Annotated in this window: 23 protein-coding genes; 11 read left to right on the top strand and 12 right to left on the bottom strand. The window is 74.2% G+C overall.

The window, feature by feature from the left end; translation table 11 throughout:
• The first annotated feature begins 44 nt into the window (after positions 1-44).
• Together ACF09E_RS01810 and ACF09E_RS01805 are read left to right on the top strand one after the other, a co-directional pair.
• Positions 45-545, top strand: a complete 501-nt coding sequence (locus tag ACF09E_RS01810) for a hypothetical protein (RefSeq protein WP_388797191.1) — start codon at positions 45-47, stop codon at positions 543-545.
• Positions 546-563: 18 nt separating this feature from the next.
• On the top strand, positions 564-929 hold the full coding sequence (locus ACF09E_RS01805; RefSeq protein WP_361851320.1) for a S4 domain-containing protein: 366 nt from the start codon (positions 564-566) through the stop codon (positions 927-929).
• A gap of 53 nt (positions 930-982) precedes the next feature.
• Here the strand turns inward: ACF09E_RS01805 and ACF09E_RS01800 are convergent, their stop codons facing one another.
• From ACF09E_RS01800 to ACF09E_RS01790, 3 genes are all read right to left on the bottom strand, one after another.
• Positions 983-3181: a germacradienol/geosmin synthase gene (locus tag ACF09E_RS01800; protein ID WP_392203350.1), complete on the bottom strand. Its 2199-nt coding sequence runs from the start codon at positions 3179-3181 to the stop codon at positions 983-985.
• Positions 3182-3340: 159 nt separating this feature from the next.
• On the bottom strand, positions 3341-5335 hold the full coding sequence (locus tag ACF09E_RS01795; RefSeq protein WP_392203349.1) for an N-acetylmuramoyl-L-alanine amidase: 1995 nt from the start codon (positions 5333-5335) through the stop codon (positions 3341-3343).
• Positions 5336-5630: 295 nt separating this feature from the next.
• On the bottom strand, positions 5631-6758 hold the full coding sequence (locus ACF09E_RS01790; RefSeq protein WP_392203348.1) for an aminoglycoside phosphotransferase family protein: 1128 nt from the start codon (positions 6756-6758) through the stop codon (positions 5631-5633).
• Positions 6759-6991: 233 nt separating this feature from the next.
• Between ACF09E_RS01790 and ACF09E_RS01785 the strand changes: the two genes are divergently transcribed.
• Positions 6992-8485 carry a hypothetical protein gene (locus ACF09E_RS01785; RefSeq protein ID WP_392203347.1) on the top strand — a complete coding sequence of 498 codons (1494 nt, stop codon included), beginning with the start codon at positions 6992-6994 and terminating at the stop codon, positions 8483-8485.
• A gap of 129 nt (positions 8486-8614) precedes the next feature.
• Here the strand turns inward: ACF09E_RS01785 and ACF09E_RS01780 are convergent, their stop codons facing one another.
• On the bottom strand, positions 8615-10093 hold the full coding sequence (locus ACF09E_RS01780; RefSeq protein WP_392203346.1) for a PP2C family protein-serine/threonine phosphatase: 1479 nt from the start codon (positions 10091-10093) through the stop codon (positions 8615-8617).
• A gap of 389 nt (positions 10094-10482) precedes the next feature.
• On the opposite strand from ACF09E_RS01780, the gene ACF09E_RS01775 reads away from it, so the two are divergent.
• Both ACF09E_RS01775 and ACF09E_RS01770 read left to right on the top strand, forming a co-directional pair.
• A complete protein-coding gene (locus ACF09E_RS01775) occupies positions 10483-11694 on the top strand; it encodes a hypothetical protein (RefSeq protein ID WP_392203345.1) in 1212 nt (403 codons plus the stop codon).
• A 92-nt stretch (positions 11695-11786) separates the two neighbouring features.
• Positions 11787-12296, top strand: a complete 510-nt coding sequence (locus ACF09E_RS01770) for a GNAT family N-acetyltransferase (protein WP_392203344.1) — start codon at positions 11787-11789, stop codon at positions 12294-12296.
• Between the two features lie 16 nt (positions 12297-12312).
• On the opposite strand, the gene ACF09E_RS01765 is transcribed toward ACF09E_RS01770, so the two are convergent.
• On the bottom strand, positions 12313-12864 hold the full coding sequence (locus ACF09E_RS01765; protein ID WP_392203844.1) for a YdeI family protein: 552 nt from the start codon (positions 12862-12864) through the stop codon (positions 12313-12315).
• A gap of 287 nt (positions 12865-13151) precedes the next feature.
• On the opposite strand from ACF09E_RS01765, the gene ACF09E_RS01760 reads away from it, so the two are divergent.
• Positions 13152-14090 (top strand): PfkB family carbohydrate kinase, encoded by a 939-nt coding sequence (locus ACF09E_RS01760; protein ID WP_392203343.1) that lies wholly within the window; start codon positions 13152-13154, stop codon positions 14088-14090.
• Here ACF09E_RS01760 and ACF09E_RS01755 read toward each other — a convergent pair.
• The 3 genes from ACF09E_RS01755 to ACF09E_RS01745 all read right to left on the bottom strand — a co-directional run bounded on the left by ACF09E_RS01755 (position 14068) and on the right by ACF09E_RS01745 (position 16598).
• Entirely contained in the window at positions 14068-15357 is a 1290-nt protein-coding gene (locus ACF09E_RS01755) for an ATP-binding protein (RefSeq protein WP_392203342.1), read from the bottom strand. The genes ACF09E_RS01760 and ACF09E_RS01755 overlap by 23 nt on opposite strands.
• A 335-nt stretch (positions 15358-15692) precedes the next feature.
• Entirely contained in the window at positions 15693-16046 is a 354-nt protein-coding gene (locus ACF09E_RS01750; protein WP_392203341.1) for a DUF805 domain-containing protein, read from the bottom strand.
• A 192-nt stretch (positions 16047-16238) separates the two neighbouring features.
• Entirely contained in the window at positions 16239-16598 is a 360-nt protein-coding gene (locus ACF09E_RS01745) for an SPW repeat protein (protein WP_361857331.1), read from the bottom strand.
• 365 nt (positions 16599-16963) lie between these two features.
• Here ACF09E_RS01745 and ACF09E_RS01740 point away from each other — a divergent pair, with 365 nt between their 5' ends.
• On the top strand, positions 16964-17332 hold the full coding sequence (locus ACF09E_RS01740; RefSeq protein WP_361857329.1) for a cupin domain-containing protein: 369 nt from the start codon (positions 16964-16966) through the stop codon (positions 17330-17332).
• 84 nt (positions 17333-17416) lie between these two features.
• Positions 17417-17926, top strand: coding sequence for a DinB family protein (locus ACF09E_RS01735; RefSeq protein ID WP_392203340.1), 510 nt, complete (start codon positions 17417-17419; stop codon positions 17924-17926).
• Between the two features lie 216 nt (positions 17927-18142).
• Here the strand turns inward: ACF09E_RS01735 and ACF09E_RS01730 are convergent, their stop codons facing one another.
• Positions 18143-18508: a hypothetical protein gene (locus ACF09E_RS01730; protein WP_392203339.1), complete on the bottom strand. Its 366-nt coding sequence runs from the start codon at positions 18506-18508 to the stop codon at positions 18143-18145.
• A 47-nt stretch (positions 18509-18555) separates the two neighbouring features.
• On the bottom strand, positions 18556-19530 hold the full coding sequence (locus tag ACF09E_RS01725) for a LysR family transcriptional regulator (protein ID WP_392203338.1): 975 nt from the start codon (positions 19528-19530) through the stop codon (positions 18556-18558).
• Positions 19531-19787: 257 nt separating this feature from the next.
• Between ACF09E_RS01725 and ACF09E_RS01720 the strand changes: the two genes are divergently transcribed.
• Together ACF09E_RS01720 and ACF09E_RS01715 are read left to right on the top strand one after the other, a co-directional pair.
• The gene (locus ACF09E_RS01720) at positions 19788-21023 is read left to right on the top strand and encodes an MFS transporter (protein ID WP_392203337.1); all 1236 of its coding nucleotides are present in this window, start codon (positions 19788-19790) and stop codon (positions 21021-21023) included.
• A 56-nt stretch (positions 21024-21079) separates the two neighbouring features.
• Entirely contained in the window at positions 21080-22594 is a 1515-nt protein-coding gene (locus tag ACF09E_RS01715) for a carboxylesterase/lipase family protein (RefSeq protein WP_392203336.1), read from the top strand.
• A gap of 19 nt (positions 22595-22613) precedes the next feature.
• Here ACF09E_RS01715 and ACF09E_RS01710 read toward each other — a convergent pair whose 3' ends face one another.
• Both ACF09E_RS01710 and ACF09E_RS01705 read right to left on the bottom strand, forming a co-directional pair.
• Entirely contained in the window at positions 22614-23036 is a 423-nt protein-coding gene (locus ACF09E_RS01710; protein ID WP_361857311.1) for a universal stress protein, read from the bottom strand.
• 1 nt (position 23037) lies between these two features.
• Positions 23038-24537: an APC family permease gene (locus ACF09E_RS01705; RefSeq protein WP_392203335.1), complete on the bottom strand. Its 1500-nt coding sequence runs from the start codon at positions 24535-24537 to the stop codon at positions 23038-23040.
• A 168-nt stretch (positions 24538-24705) separates the two neighbouring features.
• Here ACF09E_RS01705 and ACF09E_RS01700 point away from each other — a divergent pair, with 168 nt between their 5' ends.
• Positions 24706-25407 (top strand): RraA family protein, encoded by a 702-nt coding sequence (locus ACF09E_RS01700; RefSeq protein ID WP_392203334.1) that lies wholly within the window; start codon positions 24706-24708, stop codon positions 25405-25407.
• The last annotated feature ends 55 nt before the right edge of the window (positions 25408-25462 follow it).

The following is a 25462-nucleotide window of genomic DNA, read 5'->3' as shown; positions in this document are numbered from 1 at the left end:
GCCCGGCGCGTCGCATCGTGCGCCGGGGCACGTACCATGGCCGTATGTCCTTCCTCCGCCGCCGCAGCGCCGCCACTCCCGCGGGCCCGGACTTCGATGTCCTGGCCATGGACCCGGGGGACTGGCCCGGCAATCTCGGTGCCGGCCTGCTGCCCGCGCCCGACGGCTCCTGCCAGGGCGTCTTCCTCCGGTACGACCTGTTCGGCGGCCGTGGTCCCGCGATGATCATCGGCAATCTGCCCGAGGGCTCGCCGGCGCGCGAGCTGGCCGACGGACAGGTCCCCTTCGAGGTGGCCCAGCTCCTCGCCGCCCTGGAGAACGACGAGCCGGTCGAGGTCCTCGACACCGAGGACGTCCCCGTGATGCAGGGCGACAACCTCCTGATCGTCCGCCGCCTCAAGCTCTCCGAGAGCCGCATCTCCTGCGTCCAGTTCGACCGCAGCGACAACGTCCTGGTGACGATCGCCAGTTGGGACCGGCCGATCACCGACGACCTCTACGCGCTGCTCAAGCCGCTGCCCGCCGAGCTGTTCCAGCAGGGCTGACGGGGAGGCAGGGGGCCGATGAGCGCACGCGTCGACAGCTGGATCTGGGCGGTCCGCCTCACCAAGACCCGGGCCCAGGCCGCGGCGGCCTGCCGGGCCGGGCACGTCAAGGTCAACGGCGAACGGGCCAAGCCCGCCCAGTCGGTGAAGCCCGGCGACGAGGTCCGCGTCTTCCACGGCGGCAGGGAGCGGATCGTCGAGGTCAAGGAGCTCCACACCAAGCGGGTCGGCCCGCCGGTCGCCGTCGAGGCGTACGTCGACAACAGCCCGCCCCCGCCGCCGCGCGAGCACGTGGCCGTGGCCGCCGTGCGGGACCGGGGCGCCGGGCGCCCCACCAAGCGCGACCGCCGCGAACTCGACGAGCTGCGCGGCCGCAGCTCCTGACCGCCGGGGCGCGGAGCCGTCCACGGAACCGCTCCGCCCCCCGTCCGCGCCGCTCAGACCCTCACCGGGCCCAGCAGGTCCGCCATCCGAGCCGCCGACGTGCCGAGCCCGGTCGGGCCGCGCCGCAGCAGCGCCGCCCCGCTGCCCGCGTACACGTCCGCCGCCCCGTAGCGCCGTACCATCCGGTGCCAGTGCAGGATGCCCGCGAGCCAGTCCTCCAACTCCCGCAGGTACGCCTCGAAGGCGGCGCGCTTTGCCGCGTCGAGCCCGAAGTCCTCGTACATCACCGGGACCTCACGCGCCTTGAGATGCTCGTACTGCCGCAGCCGGCCCCGCATCAGGTCGTCGACCATGGCCACCGCCGTCGGGTAGTCGCAGTCGAAGAACGTCTGGAGCACCAGCACCCCGTTGTGGACCTCGCCCTCGACCTCGATCTCCTTCTGGTAGGAGAAGAGGTCGTTGATCAGGGTGCCGTAGTCCATCACCGCGTTCTCCAGGGCGCGCACCGTCCCCGAGCGGTACAACTCCGGCGGCAACACCTCCTGGTGCCGCAACCGGGCCATCAGCGTGGTCAGTTCGGAACCGAAGGTGCTGCGGCGCATCTCGATGTAGTCGACGGGGTCGGGCACCCGGTGCTGCGCCTGGTTGTGCAGCTCCCACAGCCAGCTGTCCAGCATGACGTCGAGCGCCTGGCGGAGCTGCGTGCGGGCCCCGGCCGTCATCGGGCCCGCGGTCCGGGCCCACAGGTCGGCGAGCGAGCGCTCCAGCGGATTGGCGGCGAGCGCGGCCCCCGCCACCGGATCCTCCACCGGCAGGCAGGACTTGAGCCGTGCGGTCTGCTCCTTCGCGCCCCGCAGGTCGCGCGGGCGGCCGAAGACGGCGGGGTAGTAGTCGTCCCCGTAGGTGCCCCAGGTCAGCCACTCGGCGCTGAGTTCCAGCTCCTCCGGGGTGGCGTCCGGGTCGAGCCCCGCCGAGCAGAGCGCCAGGTCGAAGCCCTCGGCGGTCGGCCGGTCCCAGAGGTCGTCCAGGAGCCCGAACCGCTCCGCCCAGTCGAGCGACAGCCGGCGCGCCTCGGCGTGGTGCGGGCTGAGGGCGAGCGGGTAGGGCAGGTCGAACTCGGGGAGCAGCGAGGCCCCCACCCGCTGGTGCGGCACGTGGGTGAGGGACCGCAGCCGTGACGCCGCCGGGCGCCCGAAGAGGGTGCGGATGTCGAGCGCGGAGGTGCCGAGGACCCCGTCGAGGTGCGAGGGGCCGCCCACCATGCCCTCGTTCATGTACCGGCTGGAGCGCATGTGCCACTCGTGGCCGCCGGACTGCCAGTCCTGCAGCCCCTTCGCGTACGCGGCGACGGCCGCGCACTCGGCCGCGTCCAGGCCCTTCTCGGCGGCGAGGAGCGGGACCTCGGTGAGGGCCGTGTTCTCGAACTGCTGGAGCCGTGAGGTCAGCAGGTCGTTGACGGCGTCCGCCGCCTCCTGGGTCGTACAGCCGAGGAACTTCTCCAGCACGAGCACGCCGTTGCTGTTCTCGCCCTCGTCCTCCACCTCGCGCTGGTACGAGAACAGGTCGTTGCGCAGGTGGACGGCGTCCGAGAAGGCGTCCCTGAGAACCCGCAGCGGGCGGGAGTACGCGACCCGGGCCGGCACCTCGGCCCCCGCCGCGTACTCGACGAGCCCGGCCGACCAGGGCGCGCCGCCCACCTTGCGCCGCATCTCGATGTACTCGACGGGGTTGGCGATCCGCCCGTCGTTGATGTTGTCGAGCTCCCAGAGCGACTCGTTCAGCAGGTGCTCGGTGGCCTCCGCGAACCGCACCCGCCAGCCCTCCGACATGGAGGGGACGGTCCGGAGCCAGAGGTCGGCGAGCCCCGCCTCGACCGGGTTGGTCGGCTCGGGCATGCCCGCCGCCGGGTCCGCCGGCATGAACAGCGGCAGCCGGTCCAGGTACGTCTTGCCGCCCGCCCGGTCCTGGGGCCGCTTGAAGACCTCCAGGAAGTGGTCGTCGAAGAAGAAGACCCAGGTGTACCAGTCGGTGACGAGGTTCAGGGCCTCCTCTCCGCAGTCGGGATGGGTGTACGCGCAGAGCAGCGCGTAGTCGTGCGAGTCGAGGTCGTGCTGCTCCCAGACCCCCGAGCCCTCCAGCATCCCCATCGACCGCGCCCAGTCACGGGTGTGGGTGCGGGCCGCCTCCACGTGGGGGTTGAGCCGTGCCGGATACGGGACATAGAAATCCGGCATAACGAAGGGCTGAGGCATCTGCTGGTGGGCCTTCCGGTGAGCGGGGGGTGTGTCGGGCCCACCTTTACCCGTGACCCGTACGGCGCACGCGATCTCCTGAATAGTCCTATGAACGCCGGAGAGGTGGTGCCGGACCGCTCCTCCGGCGCCACCCCTCGGCTTTCGGCCAGGCCCTGGTCAGGCCCGGAAAACCCGCACGTCAGCAGCCTTGACGAAGGCCACGCGATGGCCGAACTGGATCTGGTAGTACTCCTCCTGGCCTCGAACGACCGTATGCCCGCTGCTGTCGAACACCGGAGCGAAGTAGTACTCGCCCGGGGTCCGGTCACCCACCACGTACCGCTGGCCGGCGAGCAGCGCGTACGGCAGCGGCGACACCGCCTGGACCGGCACGCCCGCCGGGTACGCCGAGGCCTCCGGGTACGCCCGCCCGTACACCGGGACCGACGCCAGGCCCTCGCGGGGCGTCAGGACGAGCCCCCGCGCGTTCACCGCGGTCGGCTCCTTCACGGGATTGCGGAACCAGGCCTTCTGCCCGAGGTACCAGACCGCCGTCCAGTCGCCCCTGCGCTCCGCCACCGCGTAGCTCTGCCCGGTCGAGGCGCGGGCCCCCGTGTCGTTGACCCCGGTGGTCGAGTCCTGCCCGCCCGGCCGCAGACCGATGTCCCTCACCAGCGGCGAGTCGGCGCTCGGGGCGGTGTGCAGCCGCACCGCCCCGCTGCCGTGCGGCGCGCACGCCTCGCCCGCCGAGACGCAGCCCGTGTAGACCGGCCGGTGGTCGCCGTAGTCGGGCCGGATCGTCACCACGCCGGCCCGGGGACCGGCGCTCGGCGTGATCGGCCGGCCGAGCAGCTCGAAGTAGTGGGCCCAGTCCCAGTACGGCCCCGGGTCCGTGTGCATGCCCGCGATCGTGGACGCCACCGTCCCCGGCACGTTGTCGTGCCCGAGGACGTGCTGCCGGTCGAGCGGGATGCCGTACCGGGCGGCGAGATGGCGCACGAGCCGGGCCGACGAGCGGTACATCGCCTCCGTGTACCAGGAGTCCGGCGCGGTGAGGAACCCCTCGTGCTCCAGGCCCACGGACTTGGCGTTCACGAACCAGTTGCCCGCGTGCCAGCCGACGTCCTCGAGCGCCAGGTGCTGCGCGACGTGCCCGTCGGACGAGCGCAGCGAGTACTGCCACGAGACGTACGTCGGATCCTGCACCAGTTGCAGGGTGACGTCCCAGGTGGCCTCGGTGTCGTGGATGACGATGTAGTCGATCGACTGCGAGGCGGGCCGGTTCGCCTTGTCGTGGTTCCCGTAGTCGCCGTCGCCGAACTCCTCGTACGGCGCCGGGATCCACTCGCAGGCCACCGTGCGCGGGCACTCCACGGGGCCGTCGGCGGGCGGCCGCAGACCGAGGCCGGCGAGCTGACCGGTGTCGGGCGCGACCGCGGGGGCGGCCGCGAGGGACACCGTCTGCCCGGTGTCCGTGGTCCGTGACGCACCGGACCGGATCACGTCGAACACGTCACCGGCGTACGTGGCGGCGGTCGCCGAGTCGTCGGCGCCCGAGTACGCCGCCACCGCCCCGAACCAGTCGGCCGGGTCCGTGCTCGCCGGCCGGCCCGACGCCCGCTGGGCGGCGGCGAGCAGCGCCGCCCCGCCCTCGATGTTGGCGGCCGTGCGCGTCCGCAGCTCCTCGGCCGGGATCCCGGACAGCTCCGAGGCCCGCTCCAGGGTGCGCAGCCGCGCGGGCAGGGCGGAGGCCGACGGGACGGTGGCGGGCCGGGGCGCCTCCGCGGCGGTCCGCGCGCCGCGCGAGGAGTCCCCGCGCGCGTCCTCCGTCCCCTCCGAGTGGTGCGGGGGCGCCTCGGTCAGGGCGGTGACCGCGTCCGTCAGGTGCATCGGCCCGTAGCCGCCGGTCACGCTCGGCGCGCCCCCGTGGGCGTCCCACCGCGACTGGAGGTACGAGACGGCGAGCAGCACGCTCTCCGGTACGCCGTGCCGTGAGGCCGCCCGCGCGAACTGGTCCTGGAGGGCTCCCGGCTCGGCCGCGTCGGCACCCGCCGGCGGCGCGGCGGACAGCAGCGGGAGCAGCAGGGCGGCGCAGGCGAGGACGCCCGCCGCCCTCGGCGCACGGCGCCGCGGTGCGGATCCCGGGAGACCCGGGGACGTGGAACGGGGCAAGGCAGCCTCCAGAGGCGGGGGGTGACACCGGGGCGTGCGGGACCGAACCCGTACAGGGGTATCGGGTCCCGGACGATCCGTCAATCACCCGGTCCACGGCCGAAGTTCCCACGTCAGCGCGGGGATGGAGGCCGTCCGGAGGAGTTTCGCGGAGACGGGTCCCGGGCCTGGGACGCGTCAGTGGAGTGGACCAATGGCCCGGTCTCCCGCCGGGGCGGGAACGCCGGTGCGCCGCGTCCCGGTGTGTCGGCACCGGGGCACGGCGCACCCCCCGTTTCGTCGGCCGGGCCGCCCTTCAGCGTGTCCCGACCGCCGCGCGCACGGCCCGCCGTGCCATGGCGCAGTCGTCGTGCAGCCGCCTCAGCAGCAGCCGCTGTTCCTCGCCGGGCGCGAGCGCGCCCGTGGGCACCGGTACGGAACCGGCCGGCGGAGCCTCCTTCATGGTGCGCTGCACCGCCGTCTCGTAGGTCCGGATCTCCCGCGTCAGCACGATCATCAGGTTCACCAGGAAGGCGTCCCGGGAGGCCGCTCCCGCCTGCTGGGCGAGCTGGCTGATCTGCCGCCGGGCGAGCGGGGCGTCGCCGAGCACCGCCCAGAGGGTCGCCAGGTCGTAGCCGGGGAGGTACCAGCCCGCGTGCTCCCAGTCGACGAGGACGGGTCCGGCGGGGGAGAGGAGGATGTTGGAGAGCAGGGCGTCACCGTGGCAGAACTGGCCCATGCCCTGCCGCCCGCCCGCGTGCGCCAGACCGTGCAGCAGCTTCTGCAGGTCGTCCCGGTCCCGGTCGGTGAAGAGCCCGAGCTCGTGGTAGCGGGCGATCCGTGCCCCGTAGTCCAGCGGAGCGTCGAACGTCCCCGCCGGCGGGCGCCAGGCGTTGAGCCGGGCGATCGCACCCAGCGCGGCCCGGACGTCGGCCTGGGGCGGCGCCTCGACCGGGTGGCGTGAGAGTGCCGCCGCCCGCCCGGGCATCCGCTCGATCACCAGCGTGCAGTTCTCCGGGTCGGCCGCGATCAGCCGCGGCGCCCGCACCGGCGGACGGTGGCGGACGAAGGAGCGGTAGGACGCTATCTCGTGCTGGAACCGCTCGACCCACGCGGGGGAGTGGTCCAGTAAACACTTCGCGACCGCCGTCGTCCGCCCGGTCGTCCCGACGATCAGCACCGACCGCCCGCTGCGCCGCAGCACCTGGACGGGGTTGAACTCGGGGCAGATGCGGTGGACGGACGCGATCGCGATCTTCAGCTGCGCCCCCTGGGGGCCTGACAGATCGATTCTTCCGCTGATCGGCTGGGTACCCGTGCCGGCCACCCAGCGCCGCGGCCGTACGGCCTGCGGGGCGGGTGCGAGGTAGGGTCCGCCGCCGGCCGGGACGATGCGGTGCTGCGGCCGGGGCGGGGCGGACACGGAGGACGATGCTGTGTACATGGAGGTGACAGATCCCTTCGTGCGCCGACGAGTTGCGTGCGTCGCCCCGCCCGCCCCCGGTCCGCACCCTGGGGAATGAGGGCCGGTCGGCGGGGCGGGGTGGCGCATTCCTACCTGACACCCGCGCGCGGGTGGCGGAACATCTCGCGGACCCTGGCGAAGCCTGGCGAATTGTCGCCAGGCCTATGACAGGGGGCTACTGTCAACTCAGCCGAGAACCTGGGGGCTTAGACGTGACCGGACAAACCAACACCCGCCTGGCAGACCTGTTCGGCCTGGCCGGATGGTCCAAGGGCGAACTCGCGAGACTGGTCAACCGGCAGGCGGCGGCCATGGGCCACCCCCAGCTGGCGACCGACACCTCGCGGGTGCGGCGGTGGATCGACCGGGGCGAGACCCCGCGCGATCCGGTCCCCCGGGTGTTGGCAGCACTGTTCACCGAGCGACTCGGCCGTGTCGTGACCATCGAGGACCTCGGGTTCGTACGACACGGGCGCAGCGGAAAGCGGCAGGACGTCAGGAAGACGGAGAACCCTGACGGGCTGCCCTGGGCACCCGATCGTACGGCGGCGGTCCTCACCGAATTCACGGGAATGGACCTCATGCTCAACCGACGCGGCCTGGTGGGCGCGGGTGCCGCGCTTGCCGCCGGCTCCGTACTCAGCAACGCCATGCACGACTGGCTGCAGACCGACCCCGCTCGCCAGGGTGTCTCCCAGCGGGCCTCCGATCCCCTCCACGCCGACCCCGCCGGGTTCGACCGCTACGAGGCCGCCCCCATCGGGTCGGAGGAGATCGAGGCGCTGGAGCACTCGGTGGAGGTGTTCCGTGCCTGGGACGCGTCCCGGGGCGGCGGTCTCCAGCGCAAGGCGGTGGTGGGCCAGCTCAACGAGGTGGGCGGCATGCTCGCCTACCGCCACGCCGACCACCTCCAGCGGCGCCTCTGGGGCGTCGCCGCCAACCTGGCCGTCCTGGCCGGCTGGATGTCCCACGACGTGGGCCTGGAACCCACGGCGCAGAAGTACTTCGTGATCGCCGCCCACGCGGCCCGAGAGGGCGGCGACCGGCCGAGGGCCGGTGAGGCCCTGTCCCGGGCGGCCCGCCAGATGGTGCACCTGGGCCGGCCCGACGACGCCCTCGACCTGATGAAGCTCGCCAAGGACGGCTCGGGCGAACGCGTCTTGCCCAGGACCCGGGCCATGTTCCACACGATCGAGGCCTGGGCGCAGGCCTCGATGGGCCGGGGCCAGGCCATGCGCCGGACCCTCGGCGAGGCCGAGGACCTCTTCGTGTCCGACCGGCGCGACGAGGAGAACCCCAGCTGGATGCAGAACTTCGACGAGGCCGACATGCACGGCATGCAGGCCCTCGCCTACCGCACCCTGGCCGATCACGATCCCGCCGCGGCCGTCCCCGCGCAGCGCCACGCCAAGCTGGCGCTCGAACTCCGGCGCGGCGGCCACGACCGCTCGAAGCTCTTCGACCACATCTCGCTCGCCTCGGCCTGCTTCATCGCCGACGACCCCGAGCAGGCGGACCGGTACGCGCGGCTCGCCCTGATGTCCATGGGGGAGACCTCGTCCCACCGCACCTGGGACCGGCTCCGCGAGATGTACCGGCTGACCGGGCAGTACGCCGGCTACGCGAGGATCGAGCACCTGCGCGAGGAGATCGAGCTGGCCCTGCCGCGCTCCCCGGTCAACCGGCCGAGGACGGGGCAGGCCTGAGGGCCCGGGCGCCGGCCCACCGGCCCCTCGTGCGGCCGCCGCACGCGCGCGTCGCCGGGCCGCCGCGGGGCGGCTCGCTGGAGTCGTCGCGGTGCCGAGGCGGGTCGACGGGCGGGCGGGACGGGTGGTTCAGCGGCCGACCCGGACCACCATCACGCAGGCGTCGTCCTCGCGCTGCTCCTCGCCGAACTCCTCGACCACCGCGCGGACGCCCTCCTGGGCGTCCCGCGCCCCGACGAGCCGTGCGCCGAGGGCGAGCAGCCGTCGGGTGCCCGTGTCGTCGTCGGGGCCGCTGCCCCGGGTGAGCCCGTCGGTGTGCAGGACGAGGAGGTCGCCCGGGGCCAGCGGGGTCTCGGCCTCGCCGTACACGGTCCCCGTCGTCGCCCCGAGGAGCACGCCCTCGGGGCGCCGCAGGACGTGGCCCGTGCCGTCGCGGAACAGCAGTGGGGCGGGGTGGCCGGCCTGCGCCCAGGTCAGCTTCTGGGTGACCGGGTCGTAGCGGCAGCACATCGCGCTGCCGAGCGCGGGCTGGACGGAGGTCTCCAGGAGCTGGTTCAGATGGGCCATCAGGGCGCCGGGCCGGATCCCGGCCACCGCCATCCCGCGCAGGGCGCCGAGCAGCATCGCCATCGAGGAGGTCGCGGCGACCCCGTGGCCCGTCAGGTCGCCGACGGTGAGGAGCGCGTCCCCGTCGGGCAGGGCCAGGGCGTCGTACCAGTCGCCGCCGATCAGTCCGGTGCTGGCGGCGGGGAGGTAGTGGGCGGCCACGTCGAGGGGTGCGGGGCCGTCGTGGGCGAAGCGGAGCGAGCCGCGCCACGGCGGGAGAACCGCCTCCTGCAGCTCGACGGCGACCCGGCGCTCGGTCTCCTCGATGTGGCGGCTGCGCTCCAGGCTGTCCCGGCTCTCGCGGACGGCCCTTTCGCTACGCCGTAGTTCGCTGACGTCGCGCAGCACGGCCCACATCGAGGCGGTGCAGCCGTCGGCGTCGAGGACGGGCTCGCCGGTCATGTGCACGGTGCGGACGCAGCCGTCGGTCCGCACGATGCGGAACTCCCCGTCGATCGGCTTCCCGTCGATCAGACAGTCCGTCACCATGCCCTGCAGGACGGGCTGGTCCTCGACGAAGACCATCGTGGGCATCTCGTCCAGCGACATGGGACCGTTCTCGCGCGCGCGTCCGAAGATCTGGAACAGTTCTTCGGACCAACTGACCTCGTCGGTCAGGAGGTTCCACTCGGCGCTGCCGACGCGGGACAGCAGGGATCCGGTGCGCTGCGGGGGCAGCTCGCCGTAGGCGGTGCCGGGATCGGTGGGGCGCGCGGTGTCGAGGGCCGGCTCCGCGGGCCCCTCGGTGTCCACGGTCCCGGTCTGTTCGGGAACACCCGTCCGGAGTTGCCCCAAGTGTGCGCCGAGGTCGTCGAGTTGGTGGACGGCCAGGTCGCAGAGAGCGCGCTGCCAGCGCTGCTGGGGGTCGTCGTCGTTCACCACGGCGTCCCGGCGCACGGCGACGAGCTCGCCGCGCAGGCGGCGGGTCTGCGAGATCAGCGCGTCGACCGCGCCCGGCTCCGGCTGCTGGGCGGGGTGATCCGCGAACAGTGGGGACGGCATGTCGTACTCCGATACAGGCGCGGCGCGGCCAGGCCAGGTGTGAAGGTGAGGCCCGTACACGACTGTTGCACAGCCCGGGACGGCCCGTAAGGGATTTGGCAACACTCGATCCGGTGGTGCTTCCGGCATATGTCAAAGGCCCAGCGAATTTCGGCCGGTGGACGACGGGTTACGGTGCGGGGGTGGTGAACGACGACGGAAACGGCACGGTGAGCACGCGGACAGCGGCCACGGGCGGGGCGGGCACGGGAACGGGAGCGGGCACGACGGGGTTCTCCGGTACGGCAGTGACGGGTGTGGCGAACGGGGTGCCTAAGGGTGGGACGGCACCGGCGGGAGTGACGGGCACGGGCGGCCCGGCGACCCCGACGACTCTTCCGGCCGCCCCGATGACTCTCACACCGACCCCCGCGATTCCCGCGGCGCCCATCGCCCCGATGGCGGGTGTCGCGCCGGTGGTCATGGCGTCTCCGCCGACGGTCGTGGCGTCGTCGCCGGCGGGCGCGGCGCCCCCGCCCCGGGCCGGGGCGCAGACGACGGCCGCCGGCACCGCGTTCCTGCTCGCCGCCGCTCCCGCCGGCCGCGGGCGGGCGATGGACGCGGCGTCCGTCCTGCCGGCCCTCGCCGCCGTGCCGCCCGGCGTCCTCACCGGCACCTCCACCGCGACCCTCGTCGAACTCGCCGACCCGCTCGACCCGCAGACCGTCCTCACCCGTCTGCGGGCCGCGGCGGCGAGCCCCGGCCCGCTGGTGGTCTGTCTCGCCGGGCAGCTCCATCTCGACCGCCGACAGCAGCTGACCCACCTCGCCCTGGCCCGGACCACCCCGGCGACCCTCCGCTACACCGCGCTGCCCTGGCACTGGCTCGCCGTCGAACTCGCCGTCCGCGCGCCCGGCACGACGACCGTCGTCGCGGACCTCGCCGCCGACCCGGCGGTCTGGGAGCGCCTCACCGCCGACCCGGGTCTCCTCAGGCTGGGACCCGGACCGACCCTCTACGGGAGGGTGGTCCCCGCCCAGCGCCGCGGCGAGCCCCTCGCCCCCGCCTACCTGCGAGCCTGGGCCGAACTCCGGCGCTCCGGCGCACGCCTGCCGTACGCCACCCTCCACACGGAGTCCGCCGCCCAGGCGGCCGCGGCCTCCCCGGAGTCGGTCCTCCTCGCACCGGCCCCCGCCCCCGCGCCGGTCGCGGAGCAGGACCCCCACCCCGCGATCCTGGCCGCCGCGGCGGCGGGACGCCACGGCGAGGCGGCCGCCGTGGCCTCGGCCTGGGAGAGCGAGGCCCTGCGCCGCCACGGACCCCGCTCCCCGGAGGCCGTCCACTGGACGGAGGTCCGGGCCGACCTCGCCCGCCTCGCCGGGGACCCCGCCCGCAGCTGCGAGTTGTGGCTCTCCGCCGCCGAGGCCCGGCTCGGGCTGGGGCAGCCGACGGACGACACCGACGTCGAGGGAGCCGTGGACCGCGCCCATCACCAGTGGGAGCGGATCGGCGACCGGGCGCGGGCCCGCGCCCTCGGCCCCCAGCTCATCGCCCTGCGCCGCCGCGTCCCGGGCCGCCGGCCCGGAGCGCTGGCCGCGCTGACGCGACGCATGGCGGAATGAGCCCGCGACGGTCCTCCCGTACGGAAGACCTCCCGGGCCGCGTCGACGACCGGGGCCGACGGGCGGCTGCCCGGGCTGAGATGATCGGAGGCATGGCCGCCTCGCCCACCTCCGCCCCGACACCCGGAACCGCGCCCCTCGTCACGGAGCGGCTCCTGCTGCGCCCCGTACGCACCGCCGACGTGCCGGCGGTCACCAGGCTGTGGACGGACCCCGAGGTCAGACGCCATCTCGGCGGCCCGGTCACCGGACAGGTCGTCCGGATCCGGCAGCGGAGGGTCGTCGGAGCACCCGGCGTCCACGCGGTGGTGCGGTCGGCCGACGACGTCCTGCTCGGCCTCGTCACGGTGGAGCCCGCGGCGCGCGAGGGGGAGACGGAGGTCTCGTACCAGTTCCTGCCCGAGCACTGGGGGCACGGCTACGCGCGGGAGGCGGTCGGTGCCGTCGTCGAGGCGACCCTCCGGGACACCCCGAGCGTGGTCGCGCTGACCCAGGAGGCCAACGTCCGCTCCCGGCGCCTCCTGGAGGCCGTCGGCATGGCGCACGTCTCGTCCTTCGTCGAGCACGACGCCCACCAGGTGCTCTACCGGCGCCGCCGCTGAGGCGTCCCGGCGCGCCTCACCGCACCTTCTCGCCCGCCGCCATCGCCGCCACCATGCGCTCCAGCCGCTGCGCCCGGCCCTTCTCCGTACAGGCCTGCCAGAGCCGCATGATCACCAGGTACTGATCGGTCCTGCCGAGCCCGTCGAAGAAGGCCTTCGCGCCGGGGTCGGCGGCGAGGGCCGCCGCGAGGTCGTCCGGCACGGTCGCCTCCGCCTGTGAGGGATACGCGGACTCCCACCGGCCGTCCGCCTGGGCGGCCCGCACCTCCGCAAGGCCCGGCTCACGCATCCGGCCCGCCGAGGTGAGCACCGCGACCTTGCGGACGTTCACCTGCGACCAGAGGCTCCGGGCGCGCCGCGGCGTGTACTTCTGCAGGTAGTAGGCGTGGTCGCCGCCCTTGCGCTGCCCGTCGATCCAGCCGAAGCAGAGCATGCAGTCGAGGATCTCCGGATTGGTCAGGGACGTACCGCCCCCGCCCTTCTTCGCGATCCTCAGCCAGACCCCCGCCCGGTCCGCGTGGTGGTCCTCCAGCCACGCCTCCAGCTCCTCGGTCCCGGTGACGGTCATCAGCTCGAGTCCCTCGTACTGCTCCACCGGAGCGGTCCCCCTGTCGTCGCCGGCCGTCGCCGGCCTCGCGTTCCGCGCGCGGGCCGTGGCGGTTCTGCGCCGCCCGCCGCCGCTCCGACCCCGCGGGGGAGCGCCGGTGACCACGATAGGGCGTCGGGCGCCCGTGGCGGGGGACGCCCCGGCGGCGCCCGCCGCGGCCGCGTACGATCTGCGGACCGTCCGCCAGGGGCGCCCGCGGCGAGGTCCGCCTCGACGGGCACCGCATCCTCGACAAGGAGCCGCGACCCATGTCCTTCCTGGTGATCGGCGAGTGCGTCGCCGACATCGTCCCCGCCCCGGCCGGCTCCGGCGCCGCCGACCGCGTCCACCCGGGCGGCAGCCCCGCCAACGTCGCCCACGGCCTCGGGCGGCTCGGCCGGGACGTCACCCTGCTCACCCAGCTCGCCGACGACGACGCCGGACGGCTCATCGAGGCCCGTCTCAGGGCCGCCGGCGTACGGGTGGAGGTCGGCGAGCGGCCCCCGCGCACCCCCTCGGCGGTCGTCGGGCTCGACGCGGACGGCCGGGCCGCCTACCGCTTCGACATCGCCTGGACGCTGACCGGCGGAGCGCCCGCCGGCCCGGCACCCGACCACCTCCACATCGGCTCGATCGCCGCCGTCACCGCGCCCGGCGCGGCCGCCGTACTCGCCGAGACGGAGCGGCTGCGGGCGCACGCCACCGTCAGCTACGACCCCAACGTGCGTCCCGCCCTCATGGGCGGGCACGGGGCGGCCGTGTCCCGCGTCGAGCGCTGCGTCGCGCTGAGCGACGTGGTGAAGGCGAGCGACGAGGACCTGGCCTGGCTCTACCCGGACGAGGAGCCGCGCGCGGTCGCCGCCCGCTGGCGGGGCCTCGGGCCCGCCCTCGTCCTCGTCACCCGGGGCGCGGCCGGCTCGTTCGCCCTCGGCCGGGATCACCTGGTCGAGGCCGAGGCGCTCCCGGCCGCCGTCGTCGACACCGTCGGCGCGGGCGACTCCTTCATGTCGGCCGTCCTCGACGGGCTCGCCGGACGGGGCCGGGACGCCCTGGGCGCGCTCGGCGCCGACGACCTCGACGCGCTCCTGCGGCGCGCGTCCGCCGCGGCGGCGGTCACCGTCTCCCGGGCCGGCTCGCAGCCGCCGGACCGGGCCGAACTGGAGGCCGTGCTCCGGGGGGACGCCCTCAGGTCCGGGCGTGCGAGGTGATGTCCGAGGCGAACTGCTCCACCATCTCGGGGGTCACCGTGGGCCGGCACTCCCCGATGGCCGCCAGGTAGTCCGCCGTGCTGGCGCCCGGTGCGGGACCGTCCCCGCCCCGGGCGCCGACGGCGAGCAGGTCCCGCTCGAAGGAGGCCTGGGCGGCGATCCGGGCGGCGTGCTCGATGTCGGCCGGGGTGAACAGGTCGCTCGCCAGGACCAGTTCGTCGACGTCGACCTCCGGCCTGCTGTCGGTGTACCTGGCCCAGATCGCCGCCCGCGCCGCCTTGTCGGGGGTGCCGATCGGGATGAGGTAGTCAAACCGTCCGGGCCGCAGGAACGCCGGGTCGAGCGAGCGGATCGAGTTGGTGGCGCAGACCAGCAGCCGCTCGTCCCGCTCCCGGAACCCCGGTATCAGCTTGAGGAGTTCGTTCGTCACCCCGTGCATGCCGCCCGGTTGCGCGGGCTCCGAGCGCACGGGAGCGATCTCCTCGACCTCGTCGATGAAGACGAGGACCCGCTCCAGCTCCGCGATCCGGGCGAACGCCGACCGCAGCGCGGCGGCGAGGTTGCCCTCGTCGGCCAGGCGGGACGGGAGGATCTCCACGAACGGCCAGCCGAGCCGGGAGGCGATCGCGCGGGCGAAGGTCGTCTTGCCGGTGCCGGGCGGGCCGAACAGGCATATCGCGCGCGGCGGCCGCACCCCGTGCCGGCCGGCCCGCTCCGGTTCGGCGAGCGGCAGCACCACCCGTCGTTCGATCAGGTCCTTCTCCCGCTCCATGCCGGCGACCTTGGTCCAGAGGTCGCCGGGGAGCAGCCGCCCGCCCAGGTCGTCGAGGAGTCCTGCGGCGGGGCCGTGCAGCGGCTCCACCTTCTCGAAGTACGCCACGGCCGGCTGGCGGGTGTACCCGGCGTTGAGGAGGCCCTCGCCCAGGAGTTCCTCCTCCGGCAGGACGTACGCGATCCTCCCGACCCGGGCCGCGACCAGCCGCCGCTCCAGTTCCACGAGGAGCGCGCTGGCGAGGCCCCGGCCGCGCCAGGCCGAGGCGATCGCGATGCGCATGACCCACGCCCGCTCGCCGGAGACCGAGGCGAGCGCGGCGCCGATCGGCACGCCCTGGTGGACGGCCACCACGGCCGGCTGGCGGCCGGTCAGGGCGCTGATGCACTCGGCCAGCGAGAAGACGGACTCCTGCCCGAGCTCCGCGGTCGTGTCGATCAGATGGACGACGGCGGCGAGATCGCTCTCGCGGTAGTCGTGGATGTGCCAGTTCACCGGTGGTACCGCCCCTCGTTGGTGCCGTTGCGGCGAGGCTAGGCGGGGGTCCCGGTGCGGGTCGTGCGCCATCCTGCACAAGGGGACCCGGCCGAACGCGCCGCGGCGGCTCTATGCGGCACCGGTCCGCACGGTGGGGCGGCACGTGGCGCCGGGCCGGGGATGCGGAGGAAACGCGGAAAGGCCCCCGGAGGAATCTCCGGGGGCCGTACACATGGGCCTTCAGCAGGCCGTTCCGAGGACCGCGGCCTTCAGGGGGCCGGGGTCCGCGGCGGACCGTGGCCTTCGGCGGGGCGGGGCTTCGAGCGACCCGGACCCGTCGGGGGCCGGGACCGTCAGTAGGCCGGGGCCAGCTTCGGGTTCGGGCCGTGGGCGTTCTGCTGCTGCTCGCCCTCGGAGGCCGTGAAGACGATGAGGATGATGAAGCCGACGAGCGGCACCAGGCCGATGAGGACCCACCAGCCCGAGCGGCCGGTGTCGTGCAGACGGCGGACGGTGACGCCGAGGGACGGCAGGAGGACGGCGAGCGAGTAGATCGTGCTCAGCAGCGAGAAGTCGATCGCCGTGCCGATGATCGCGAGGACGATCGAGACGATGATGTTGAACAGCTGGAACATCCAGAATTCTTTGCGCCGTGCCCGGCCGCTGAAGACGGCGTACTTCTTGATGACGTCGAGGTACCAGTTCACTTTGTCCCCCCAAGGACCGGGTATGCGAGCGGGAGAGCCTGTCCCTGTGGAGCAAGCTTTACGCAGAACTTAGGTGGCTGAAACCGCGTGGGTCAATTCGTTACCGGGCAGTGGCCGTTCCGGAGGCGGAGAAGAGCGAACGGCGGCACCTCCGGGAGGGGAGGGGCCGCCGTTCCGGAAGGGGATCCGGCCTCACGTCCTTCGCTTGGTCATGAGCAGTCCGCCGGCCGTGAGGGAGAACAGGCAGACGCACGCGCCGGTGATGACGTTGCTGAGGACGGTGCCCGTGTCGGGGCTCGACCCGACCACCCACGGAGCGATGATCAGCCACGCGCCCATCAGCAGGACGACGAAGTTGAGGTCCTGGGAACGCTCGGGAACCATCGACATGCACAGGCCGAGCACCGCGAGGGCGATGCCGACGACCAGGTTCGCGGTGGCGAGCGCGGGCTGGGTGGCGGAGAAGTGAACCGTCCACGCGGAGATCGCGGCGTAGATGCCGGCGAGGATCACGAGCTCCTCGACCGCCGCGACACCTCGGGTCTGGAGCATACGGGCATATCGGTCCCGCATTTCCGGCGCATCGGGGTGTCCCGCGATATCACCGGGACGGTGAGAGACGTCGGCCATACGACTCGCCTCCTTCTGGCGTCATGCACGTCTGACCGCACTTGCGGCGAATGCTGCCGCTGCTTCATTGTGCTCTTATCTGGCCTTTATGTGTAGGTCTGTCCGGTAAGGGATATGCACAGAATTCGAGCTCCGCATATGCGCGGATCCACCAAAGGCAGAGCGCTGTTCACAGAGGTCCCGGCAGGAGACGAAAGGGCCCTTCTCGCGGCCGTGTGCGCCGCGGGGCCCGGGCGTAGCCTGGAAGTGGACTCGGGGCCCGACCTCTCCACCGCCGGGAGCCGATGATGACCGGCATCGTCAGAAGGAACTTCGACGCAGCGGACGAGACCCGCCCCTTCGAGGACGGCAAGGGCAGGCTCGACCTGCTCCACGGGGAACGCGGCCCGGTCGGCCGGGCGGTGTTCGAGCCGGGCTGGCAGTGGTCCAAGCACGTCGGGCCGATCGCCGGCACGGAGAGCTGCCAGGCGTCCCACGTCGGGTACGTGGTCAGCGGCCGGATGAAGGTCGTCATGGACGACGGCGAGTCGGCGGAGTACGGCGCGGGGGACTACATGGAGGTCCAGCCCGGCCACGACGCCTGGGTCCTCGGCGACGAGGCCTGTGTCGCGGTGGACTGGACGGGCTTCGGCGACTACGCCCGGCCTTCCGGCTGACCGTCGCGGCGGCTGACGGGCGCCGATCGCCGGAACGGTGAAATCCGCAGGCGGGAGCGAGGATCACGGCGGCACAATGCCCGCATGACCATCCAGGATCAGCGCGCGACCGTGCCCCGCACGGGCGACGAGCGCGCCACGCTCACCGCCATGCTCGACTTCCAGCGCGACACCCTCGCCCTGAAGTGCCGGGGACTCTCCCCGGATCAGCTGCGCAGGCGGGCGATCGCCCCCTCCGGACTCTCGCTCCTCGGACTCGTCCGCCATGCCGCCGACGTCGAGCGCGGCTGGTTCCGGAACGTCCTCAACGGCGAGGGGATCCCCAGCCACTGGACCCCGCCCGGTTCCACCGACTGGGCCGAGTTCGACGTCGACGGGGCCGACCCGGACGAGGCCTTCGCCGTCTGGCGGAAGGAGTGCGACCACTCCCGCGCGATCGTGGCCGCCGCGCCCTCCCTCGACGTCACCGGGACGCACGAGGCGGAGACGTACTCCGTGCGCTACGTCCTGGCCCACATGATCGAGGAGTACGCGCGGCACAACGGCCACGCCGACCTGCTGCGCGAGCGCCTCGACGGCTCGACGGGGGAGTGAGCCGGGCGCCCGCGATGCCCGCGACGCCCCGGCACCTTGCCGCCCGTCACCGCCCCGGCACTTCGACGCCCGCGGCGGCGCCTCGGTCCCGACGCCCCAGGGGGCCTCGCGGTCCCGACGCCGCTCCGGCGGCCCGGGGTTCGCGTCCTGCCGTGCGGTGACGGGACCCCGCGGAGGCACCCGCCGCGGAGCGATCCCCTGACGGGGCGCCGACATTCAGCCGAAGGCGTCCGTGACGCAGTCGGCCGCGCAGCCCCCGTGCTCGAACCGCCGGCGCAGCGCGGCCGCCGCGTGCCGCCGCTCCACCTCGGCGTACCCGTAGCGGTCCTGCGTCGTGCGGACGACCGCCTCCACGGTGACGATGGCCGGTTCGCCCTCGCCGGCGGACCGGCGGGCCCGCTCGATCACGTGGTCCGCGGCCCGCTGCAGGTCGCGGGCGTACTCCCGCTGCGCCACGGACCGCGCCCGCGAGGCGGCGAACGGCCGCACCGCGCGCCCCTTCCAGACCACTCCGGCGACGATGAGTCCCACGCCGAGCAGGAAGACGAGCGCGCCCACGACGGCGTCGGGCTTCCACTCCACCACCGGCCGCCTTCCGCTCCGCCGCGACTCTGCCGGGCGTGCAGATTCTAGGGCTCCGGGGGCTGATCGCGGGGCCGTGCCCAGTCGGGTGTCCAGATGTCGCCCCGCTCTCCGTCCGACGGCGTCGCCCCCGGCGCCCCGGGAGAGGCGGCCAGGTGCGCGCGGAGGGCGAGGAGCGCGGGGTGAGGGTTGTCCACGACCCACAGAAGTGAGTGCGGGTAGACCGGAGTCGGCCTGTGCACGGGGACGCGCCGCAGGTCGTGGCCGGCCGGCCAGACGAGACGGGTCCCCGCGCCGACGAACGTCGCCAGCTCGGGGGAGTCCGCGATCGTGTCGAACAGGGCCTCGGGGCCGAAGTCCGGGCCCGTCACCTCGATGGTGAGCCCGAACGCGGCGGCCAGGTCCGCGTAGTAGGCCGCCCACTCGGTCCCCCCGACGATGCCGGGAATCCAGATCCGATGGCCCGCGAGCTCGGCGAGCGGCACCGAGCGCGCGCCCGCGAGCGCGTGCCCGGGCCCCGTCAGGAGTTGCAACGGCTCGTCCAGGACCGGCCGTGCGCCGATGCCCTCGGGCAGCCGCCGGCCCGGCATGGTGACCGCCCGGAAGGACGCGTCGATCGTGCCGGCCGCCAGGGCGGCGACGGCCGCGTCGGCGTCGAAGAGGGTCACGACGTCCAGCTCGGTCTCCGGATGCGCCCGGTGGAACCCCCGCAGCAGGCCCGCCGTCGCCAGCCTCCGGCCGATCACGTCGACCCGCAGCGCCCGCCGCTCGGGCCGCACCGAGGCCAGCGCCCGCGTCTCGGCGTGCAGCAGGGCGCGCGCGTGCGGCAGGAAGGCCTGGCCGTCGATCGTCACCTCCGCGCCGCGCGCGGTGCGGGCGAGCAACCGCACGCCCAGCTCCCGCTCCAGCGCGGCGATCCGCTTGGACACGGCCTGCTGGGTCACCGCGAGCTCGGCGGCCGCGTCCCGGAACCGCCCCGAGTCCACCACGGCCAGGAAGGTGCGCACGGCGTCGAGGTCCATACCCGCAGCCTAGGGGTGTCGTGTCGATCAGGCCGGGCTCGCGGGGCCGGGCCTGATCGGCACGACACCCCCCTACGGACCCGCCGTCGGGCGCCGCGCGTCCCGCCTCCCCTCGTTTCGACTCGTTCCGACACGTCCGACAACCACGGGTTGTCCCGCAGCCGTCCCGTGGTTGTTTGATCTGCGGCTGCTCCCCTCGCTTTGATGGGCGGCCGGTGGCGTGCGGTGGCGCGGACCTTCGGCGGAGAGGCGCGGGCATGGCGGGCGGAACGTCCCTCGGGCGGGACTTCGGGTGGCTGTGGGCGGCGTACGCGGCCGGCACCCTCGGGACCTGGGTCGCCTTCAACGCCCTCCCGCTGCTGGCCGTCACCGTGCTCCACGAGGGCTCCGCTGAGGTGTCCGCGCTGGCCGCCGTCGGCGCGGCCGTCGGCGCGGCGGTCGCCCTGCCGCTCGGCCCCTGGGTGGAGTTCCGCCGCAAGCGCCCGGTGATGGTCGCCATGGACCTCGTGCGCTGCGCGGCGGTCCTGAGCGTCGCCGGCGCGTACGCGCTGGACCGGCTCGGCTTCGCCCAGCTGCTCCTCGTCTCCGCCGTCGTGGCGGCCGCCGACATCACCTTCGGCGCGGCCTCCGGCGCCTGCCTCAAGGCCCTCGTGCCCGCGGAGGGACGCCTCCTCGCGCAGGCCCGCCTCGAATCCACGACCTGGACCGCGACGGTTCTCGGCCCGCCGCTCGGCGGCGCGCTGGTCGCCCTCCTCGGCCCGGTGGCGACCGTGCTCGTCGACGCCGTGAGCTATCTGCTCTCGGCGCTGGGCATCCGGGCCATCCGGGCGCACGAGCCCGTCCCCACCCGCACGCGGGGTCCGGCGGCGGGCCTGGGCGACCTGCTCGAAGGGTGGCGTCACCTCCTCGCCCAGCCCGTCCTGCGGCCGCTGTTCCTCAACGCCGTCCTGGTCAACGGGCTCATCATGGCGACCTCGCCGCTGCTCGCCGTCCTCATGCTCGGTCCGCTCGGCTTCGCCCCCTGGCAGTACGGGCTCGCCTTCGCGGTGCCCTGCCTCGGCGGCCTCGTGGGCGCGCGGCTCTCCCGGCCGCTCGTCGCGCGGTACGGGCGACACCGCGTCCTGCGGGTCTCGGGGACGCTCCGGGCGTGCTGGCCCGTCGGTCTCGTCCTGGTGCACCCGGGGGTGACGGGGCTGCTCCTCGTGATGGCCGTCGAACTGGTGCTGATCACGTGCATCGGGGTGTGGAATCCGGTCCTGGCCGCCCACCGCCTCGACCTGACGCCGGCCGACCGCGTCGTCCGCACCCTCACCGCCTGGTCCGTCGCGGCGAAGGCCTCGATCGCCGCCCTGACGGCGCTCTGGGGGGTCCTCGCGGCGATGGTCGGAGCGCGGGCGGCGATCGGCCTCGCCGGTGTCCTGCTGCTCACGACGCCTCTCCTGCTGCCCCGGCGGGACAAGGCGGCGATCGCGTGCGTTGACACGTGTAAGTGAACAGTGGCAGGCTCCTGCCGGGCCTCGTGTGCCCCCGCGCAGAAGGAGCAGCACCCATGAGCAGCACCGGCAGCACCGCCACGACCGGCACCCCCGCGTCCACTGCCGCGCCCGACAGCACCGGCGCCGACGGCACCACCGTGACCACCGACCGAGGACCCGTCCGGGGCGCCCGCCGGGCCGACGGCAGCCTGCGCTTCCTCGGCATCCCGTACGCGCAGCCGCCCGTCGGCGACCTGCGGTTCGCGGCGCCCGTGCCGCCCGAGCCGTGGACGGAGCCCCTGGACGCCACCGCGTACGGCCCGACGGCCCAGCGCCGGCCCTTCGCGGAGATCACCACGATCCCCGAGCCCACCGTGCCGGGCGCCGGGATCCTCAACCTCAACGTCTTCACCCCCCGCGCGGACCCGGCCGCCGGGCTGCCCGTCCTCGTCTGGATCCACGGCGGCGGGTACGTCGCCGGATCGGCCGCCAGCCCCTGGTACGACGGGGCCGCCTTCAACCGGGACGGCGTCGTCCTCGTCTCGGTCGGCTACCGGCTCGGCATCGAGGGCTTCCTGCACCTGGACGACGCCCCCGACAACCGGGGCGTGCGCGACTGGATCGCCGCCCTCTCCTGGGTCCGGGACAACATCGCGGCCTTCGGCGGGGACCCCGCCAAGGTCACCGTCGCCGGGCAGTCGGCGGGCGGCGGCGCCGTCCAGACCCTGCTCGCGGTCCCCGCCGCCCGGGGCCTGTTCCGCGGCGCCCTCTCCGTGTCGGGCGCCGTTCCGCGGCCCGACGGCCCCGAGGCCGCCCGGGCGGCCGCCCGGCTCCTCACCGCCCGCACCGGCGTCCCGGCCACCGCGGCCGCCCTGCGCGACCTGGCCGACGACGAGCTCCTCGCGCTCCAGGACCGTCTGAACGAGCCGGGCCCCGACCGCGAGGGCCTGCCGCCGATGCTGTCCTTCGCCCCCTTCGCCGACGGCGAGCTCGTCCCGCTGCCCGTCCACGAGGCCCTCACCACGGGCGGGGCGGGCGCGGACGTGCCGCTGATGCTCGGGTTCACCGAGCACGAGTTCACCCCGTTCCCCGCGCCCGGACCGGAGGGCCCGCCGCTGCCCGTCCTGCTCGGCGGACTCGGCCTCGCCCCGGACCGGGTCGACGCCTTCACCGCGGCCTACGCGGAGACGGGACCGGAGCGGCTCTTCGGCCAGGCCCTGACCGACGCCACCTTCCGGGCACCGAACCTCGCCGTCGCCGAGGCCCGCGCCGCCCGCGGCCGGCCCACCTGGCTCTACGAGTTCGCCTGGCGCTCACCCGCCGCGGGCCTCGCCTTCCACTGCGTCGACCTGCCCTTCGCCTTCGACCTCCTCGACGCCGACGGCGTCCCGGCCGTCGCGGGGGACGCGCCGCCGCGCGGCCTCGCCGACGCGATGCACCGCGCCTGGGTCGCGTTCGTGACCGACCAGGACCCCGGCCCCGACTGGCCCCGCTACACCACCGGCGGGCGCGCCACGCGGATCTGGGCCGCGGAACCCCGCGTCGAGGAGGACCCGCTCGGCCCGCTCCGGGCGCTCTGGCTCGACTGAGGACGGGGCCCCCGCGCCGTCAGGCGCGGGACTCCGGCGGCACGCACAGCACCGGCACGGTCGACATGTGGAGCAGCTTGTGAGGCGTGGAGCCCAGCAGCGCGCCGCGCATCGGACTCTCCCCCCAGCTGCCCACCACGATGACCCGGGCCGCGTGACGGGTCGCCGCGTCGATCAGGGCCTGGGCCGGGTTCTCGTCGAGCACCTCCACGACCGTCGGGACACCCGCGCGGTCCGCCTCCGTGACCGCGTGCTCCAGGCCCGCGCGACCGGTCTGCCGGATGGCGTCGTAGTGGGACCGGTACTCCTCGCCCAGCGGACCGGGCGCCGCCGCGCCGTAGACCAGGACCAGCCGCTCGTCGAAGGCGGCGGCCACCTCGACCGCGATGCGCAGCGCACGGGCCGCGCCGGGGGACTCGTCGTAACCGAGCACGACCGACATCTCAGCGCTCCTTGCCGTGCACCAGGTCGGGGTCGGCCACGCTCGGCCGCTCCTCCCAGAAGACGGGCGACCGCAGCCGCCACACGATCATGATGACCACCCCGGTGAGGGCGATGCCGATACCGATGACGAGCGGCGGCCCGAGGCCGAACCACGAGGTGCCGCTGTACGAGTTCGCGGGATCGGACATGTCGGAGACCGACCTCACCAGGAGCCAGGTCAGGAGCCCGGCGCCGACGAGCGGGCCGAGGCCGATGAGCAGGAAGTTGTGGACGCTCTCGAACAGGTGGCGCCGGTAGTAGACGGCGCACGCGATGCCGGTGAGCGCGTAGTAGAAGGCGATCAGCAGCGACAGGGCGGTCAGCGAGTCGAAGAGGGCGTTGGTGCTGATCTGGTTCACCACGAGGTACCAGGCGATGGCGATGCCGGCGACCCACCAGGTGCTCACGTCGGGGGTGCGGAACCGAGGGCTGATGTGGCCGTAGTGCGCGGGCAGCGCGCGCCGGCGGGCCATGGACAGCGCGGTCCGGGAGGCCGGGATGATCGTCGTCTGGGTGGAGGCGATCGCGGAGGTCGAGACGGCCAGCAGCAGGACCCAGTCCCAGCCGCCCAGCACGTCGGTGGCGAGCTGGGCGAAGATGAACTCCTCCTCGCCGGCGTTCTCCGCGAGGAACGTCGGACCGGCGTACGCGACCACCGCGAACCCCACCGACACGTAGGTGACGAGCAGGATGACGGTCGACCAGAGGCCGGCCTTCCCGGGTGCGGTCGCGGAGTTCTCGACCTCCTCCGTGAGGTTGACCGCGGACTCCCAGCCCCAGTAGATGAACACGCCGAGCAGCAGCCCGCCGGTCAGCGCCGCGCCTCCGGCGCCGAAGGGGTTCAGCCAGCCGAGGGCCGGTTCGACGGAGTCGTACGCGCTCGTGCCGTCGTACACCTTGTACAGCGCCACACCCACGAAGACCAGCAGGAAGGCGACCTGCGCCAGGATGAGCACGTTCTGCACGTGGGCCGACAGCTCGGTGCCGATGACACAGACGGCCGTCATCACCAGGATCAGGAGCACGGTGAGGGACTGCCGTACGAAGTCGTTGTCCACCCAGCTGTCGAGGCCGAAGGAGAGCAGCGCGAAGCTGACGGCCACGTCCGCGAGGGAGCCGACGACCAGGACGCCGGTCATCGCGATGGCCCAGCCGCCGAGCCAGCCGGCCCACGGCCCCATCGCGCGCGTGACCCAGGAGAAGGTCGTACCGCAGTCCTGGTCGACCTTGTTCAGGTAGTAGAACGCGGACGCGATGAGCAGCATCGGGACGAAGGACGCGAACATCACGCCGGGCGCGTAGATCCCGGCGAGCGCGACGATCGGGCCGATGACCGCGGCCAGGGAGTACGCGGGGGAGGTGGAGTTGAGTCCGATGACGAGGGCGTCGACGAAGCCGATCGCGTTCGCCTTCAGTCCCGCCGGGCGTTCGGCGGGCCGGGAAGCGTCCTCTGCGGCCATGGTGCCTCGCTCTGGAGAGGGGTGACTTCATCGTAGGGAGGCGCCGCCGGGCCTGCACGCCAGGAGCGCCCGGCCGGGTGCTCCCGGCGGGGGCGGGCCCCGCGGAACGGCGCCCGGTAGCATCGCGCAGCCCGGCCGTACCGCACGCGTCACCGAACGGAGCGCCCCATGCCGCAGGATCCGGTCGACTTCACGGAACTCTCCACCCCGCTCGTCGCCGACGCCTGCGTGCGCCTCGGGGAACCGCTGCGCGCCGCGCCGGCCGGGATCCTGCCCGTCGCGGCGGGGCAGCGGGTCGCCGGGCGGGCCCTGCCGGTACGGCACTACGGCAGCGTGGACGTCTTCCTGGAGGCCTTCACCCTGGCCGGACCCGGTGACGTGCTCGTCATCGACAACGCCGGCCGCCGCGACGAGGCCTGCATCGGCGACCTCGCGGTCCTGGAGGCGCGAGCCGCGGGCGTCGCCGGGATCGCCGTCTGGGGCCTGCACCGGGACACCCCCGACCTGCTCCGCATCGGACTGCCCGTCTTCTCCTACGGGCGGTACGCGCCCGGCCCCGTACGCCTCGATCCCCGGGACGCCGACGCGCTGACGGCCGCCCGGTTCGGCGAGCACACGGTGACCGCGGAGGACGTCGTCCTCGCCGACGACGACGGCGTGCTCTTCGTGTCGGCCGTCCGGGTGGGGGAGGTCCTGGAGACGGCGCGCACCCTGGCGCGTACGGAGCGGGAGCAGGCGCGCCGCATCGGGGCGGGGGAGACGCTCCGCGCCCAGACCCGGTTCGACGCCTATCTGGCGGCCCGGGCCGCGGACCCCGCCCGCACCTTCCGGCAGCACCTGCGCGCGACGGGCGGCGCGATCGAGGAGTGAGCGGGGAGCACGGCCGAGCGCCCGGGCGGGTACCGCGAAGCGGCCGCCCCGGCCC

The sequence above is a fragment of the Streptomyces sp. NPDC014891 genome (assembly GCF_043081085.1).
Taxonomy (GTDB): Bacteria; Actinomycetota; Actinomycetes; order Streptomycetales; family Streptomycetaceae; genus Streptomyces.
Note: the sequence above shows the minus strand (reverse complement) of the source record. Positions and strands in the feature narration are given on the sequence as shown.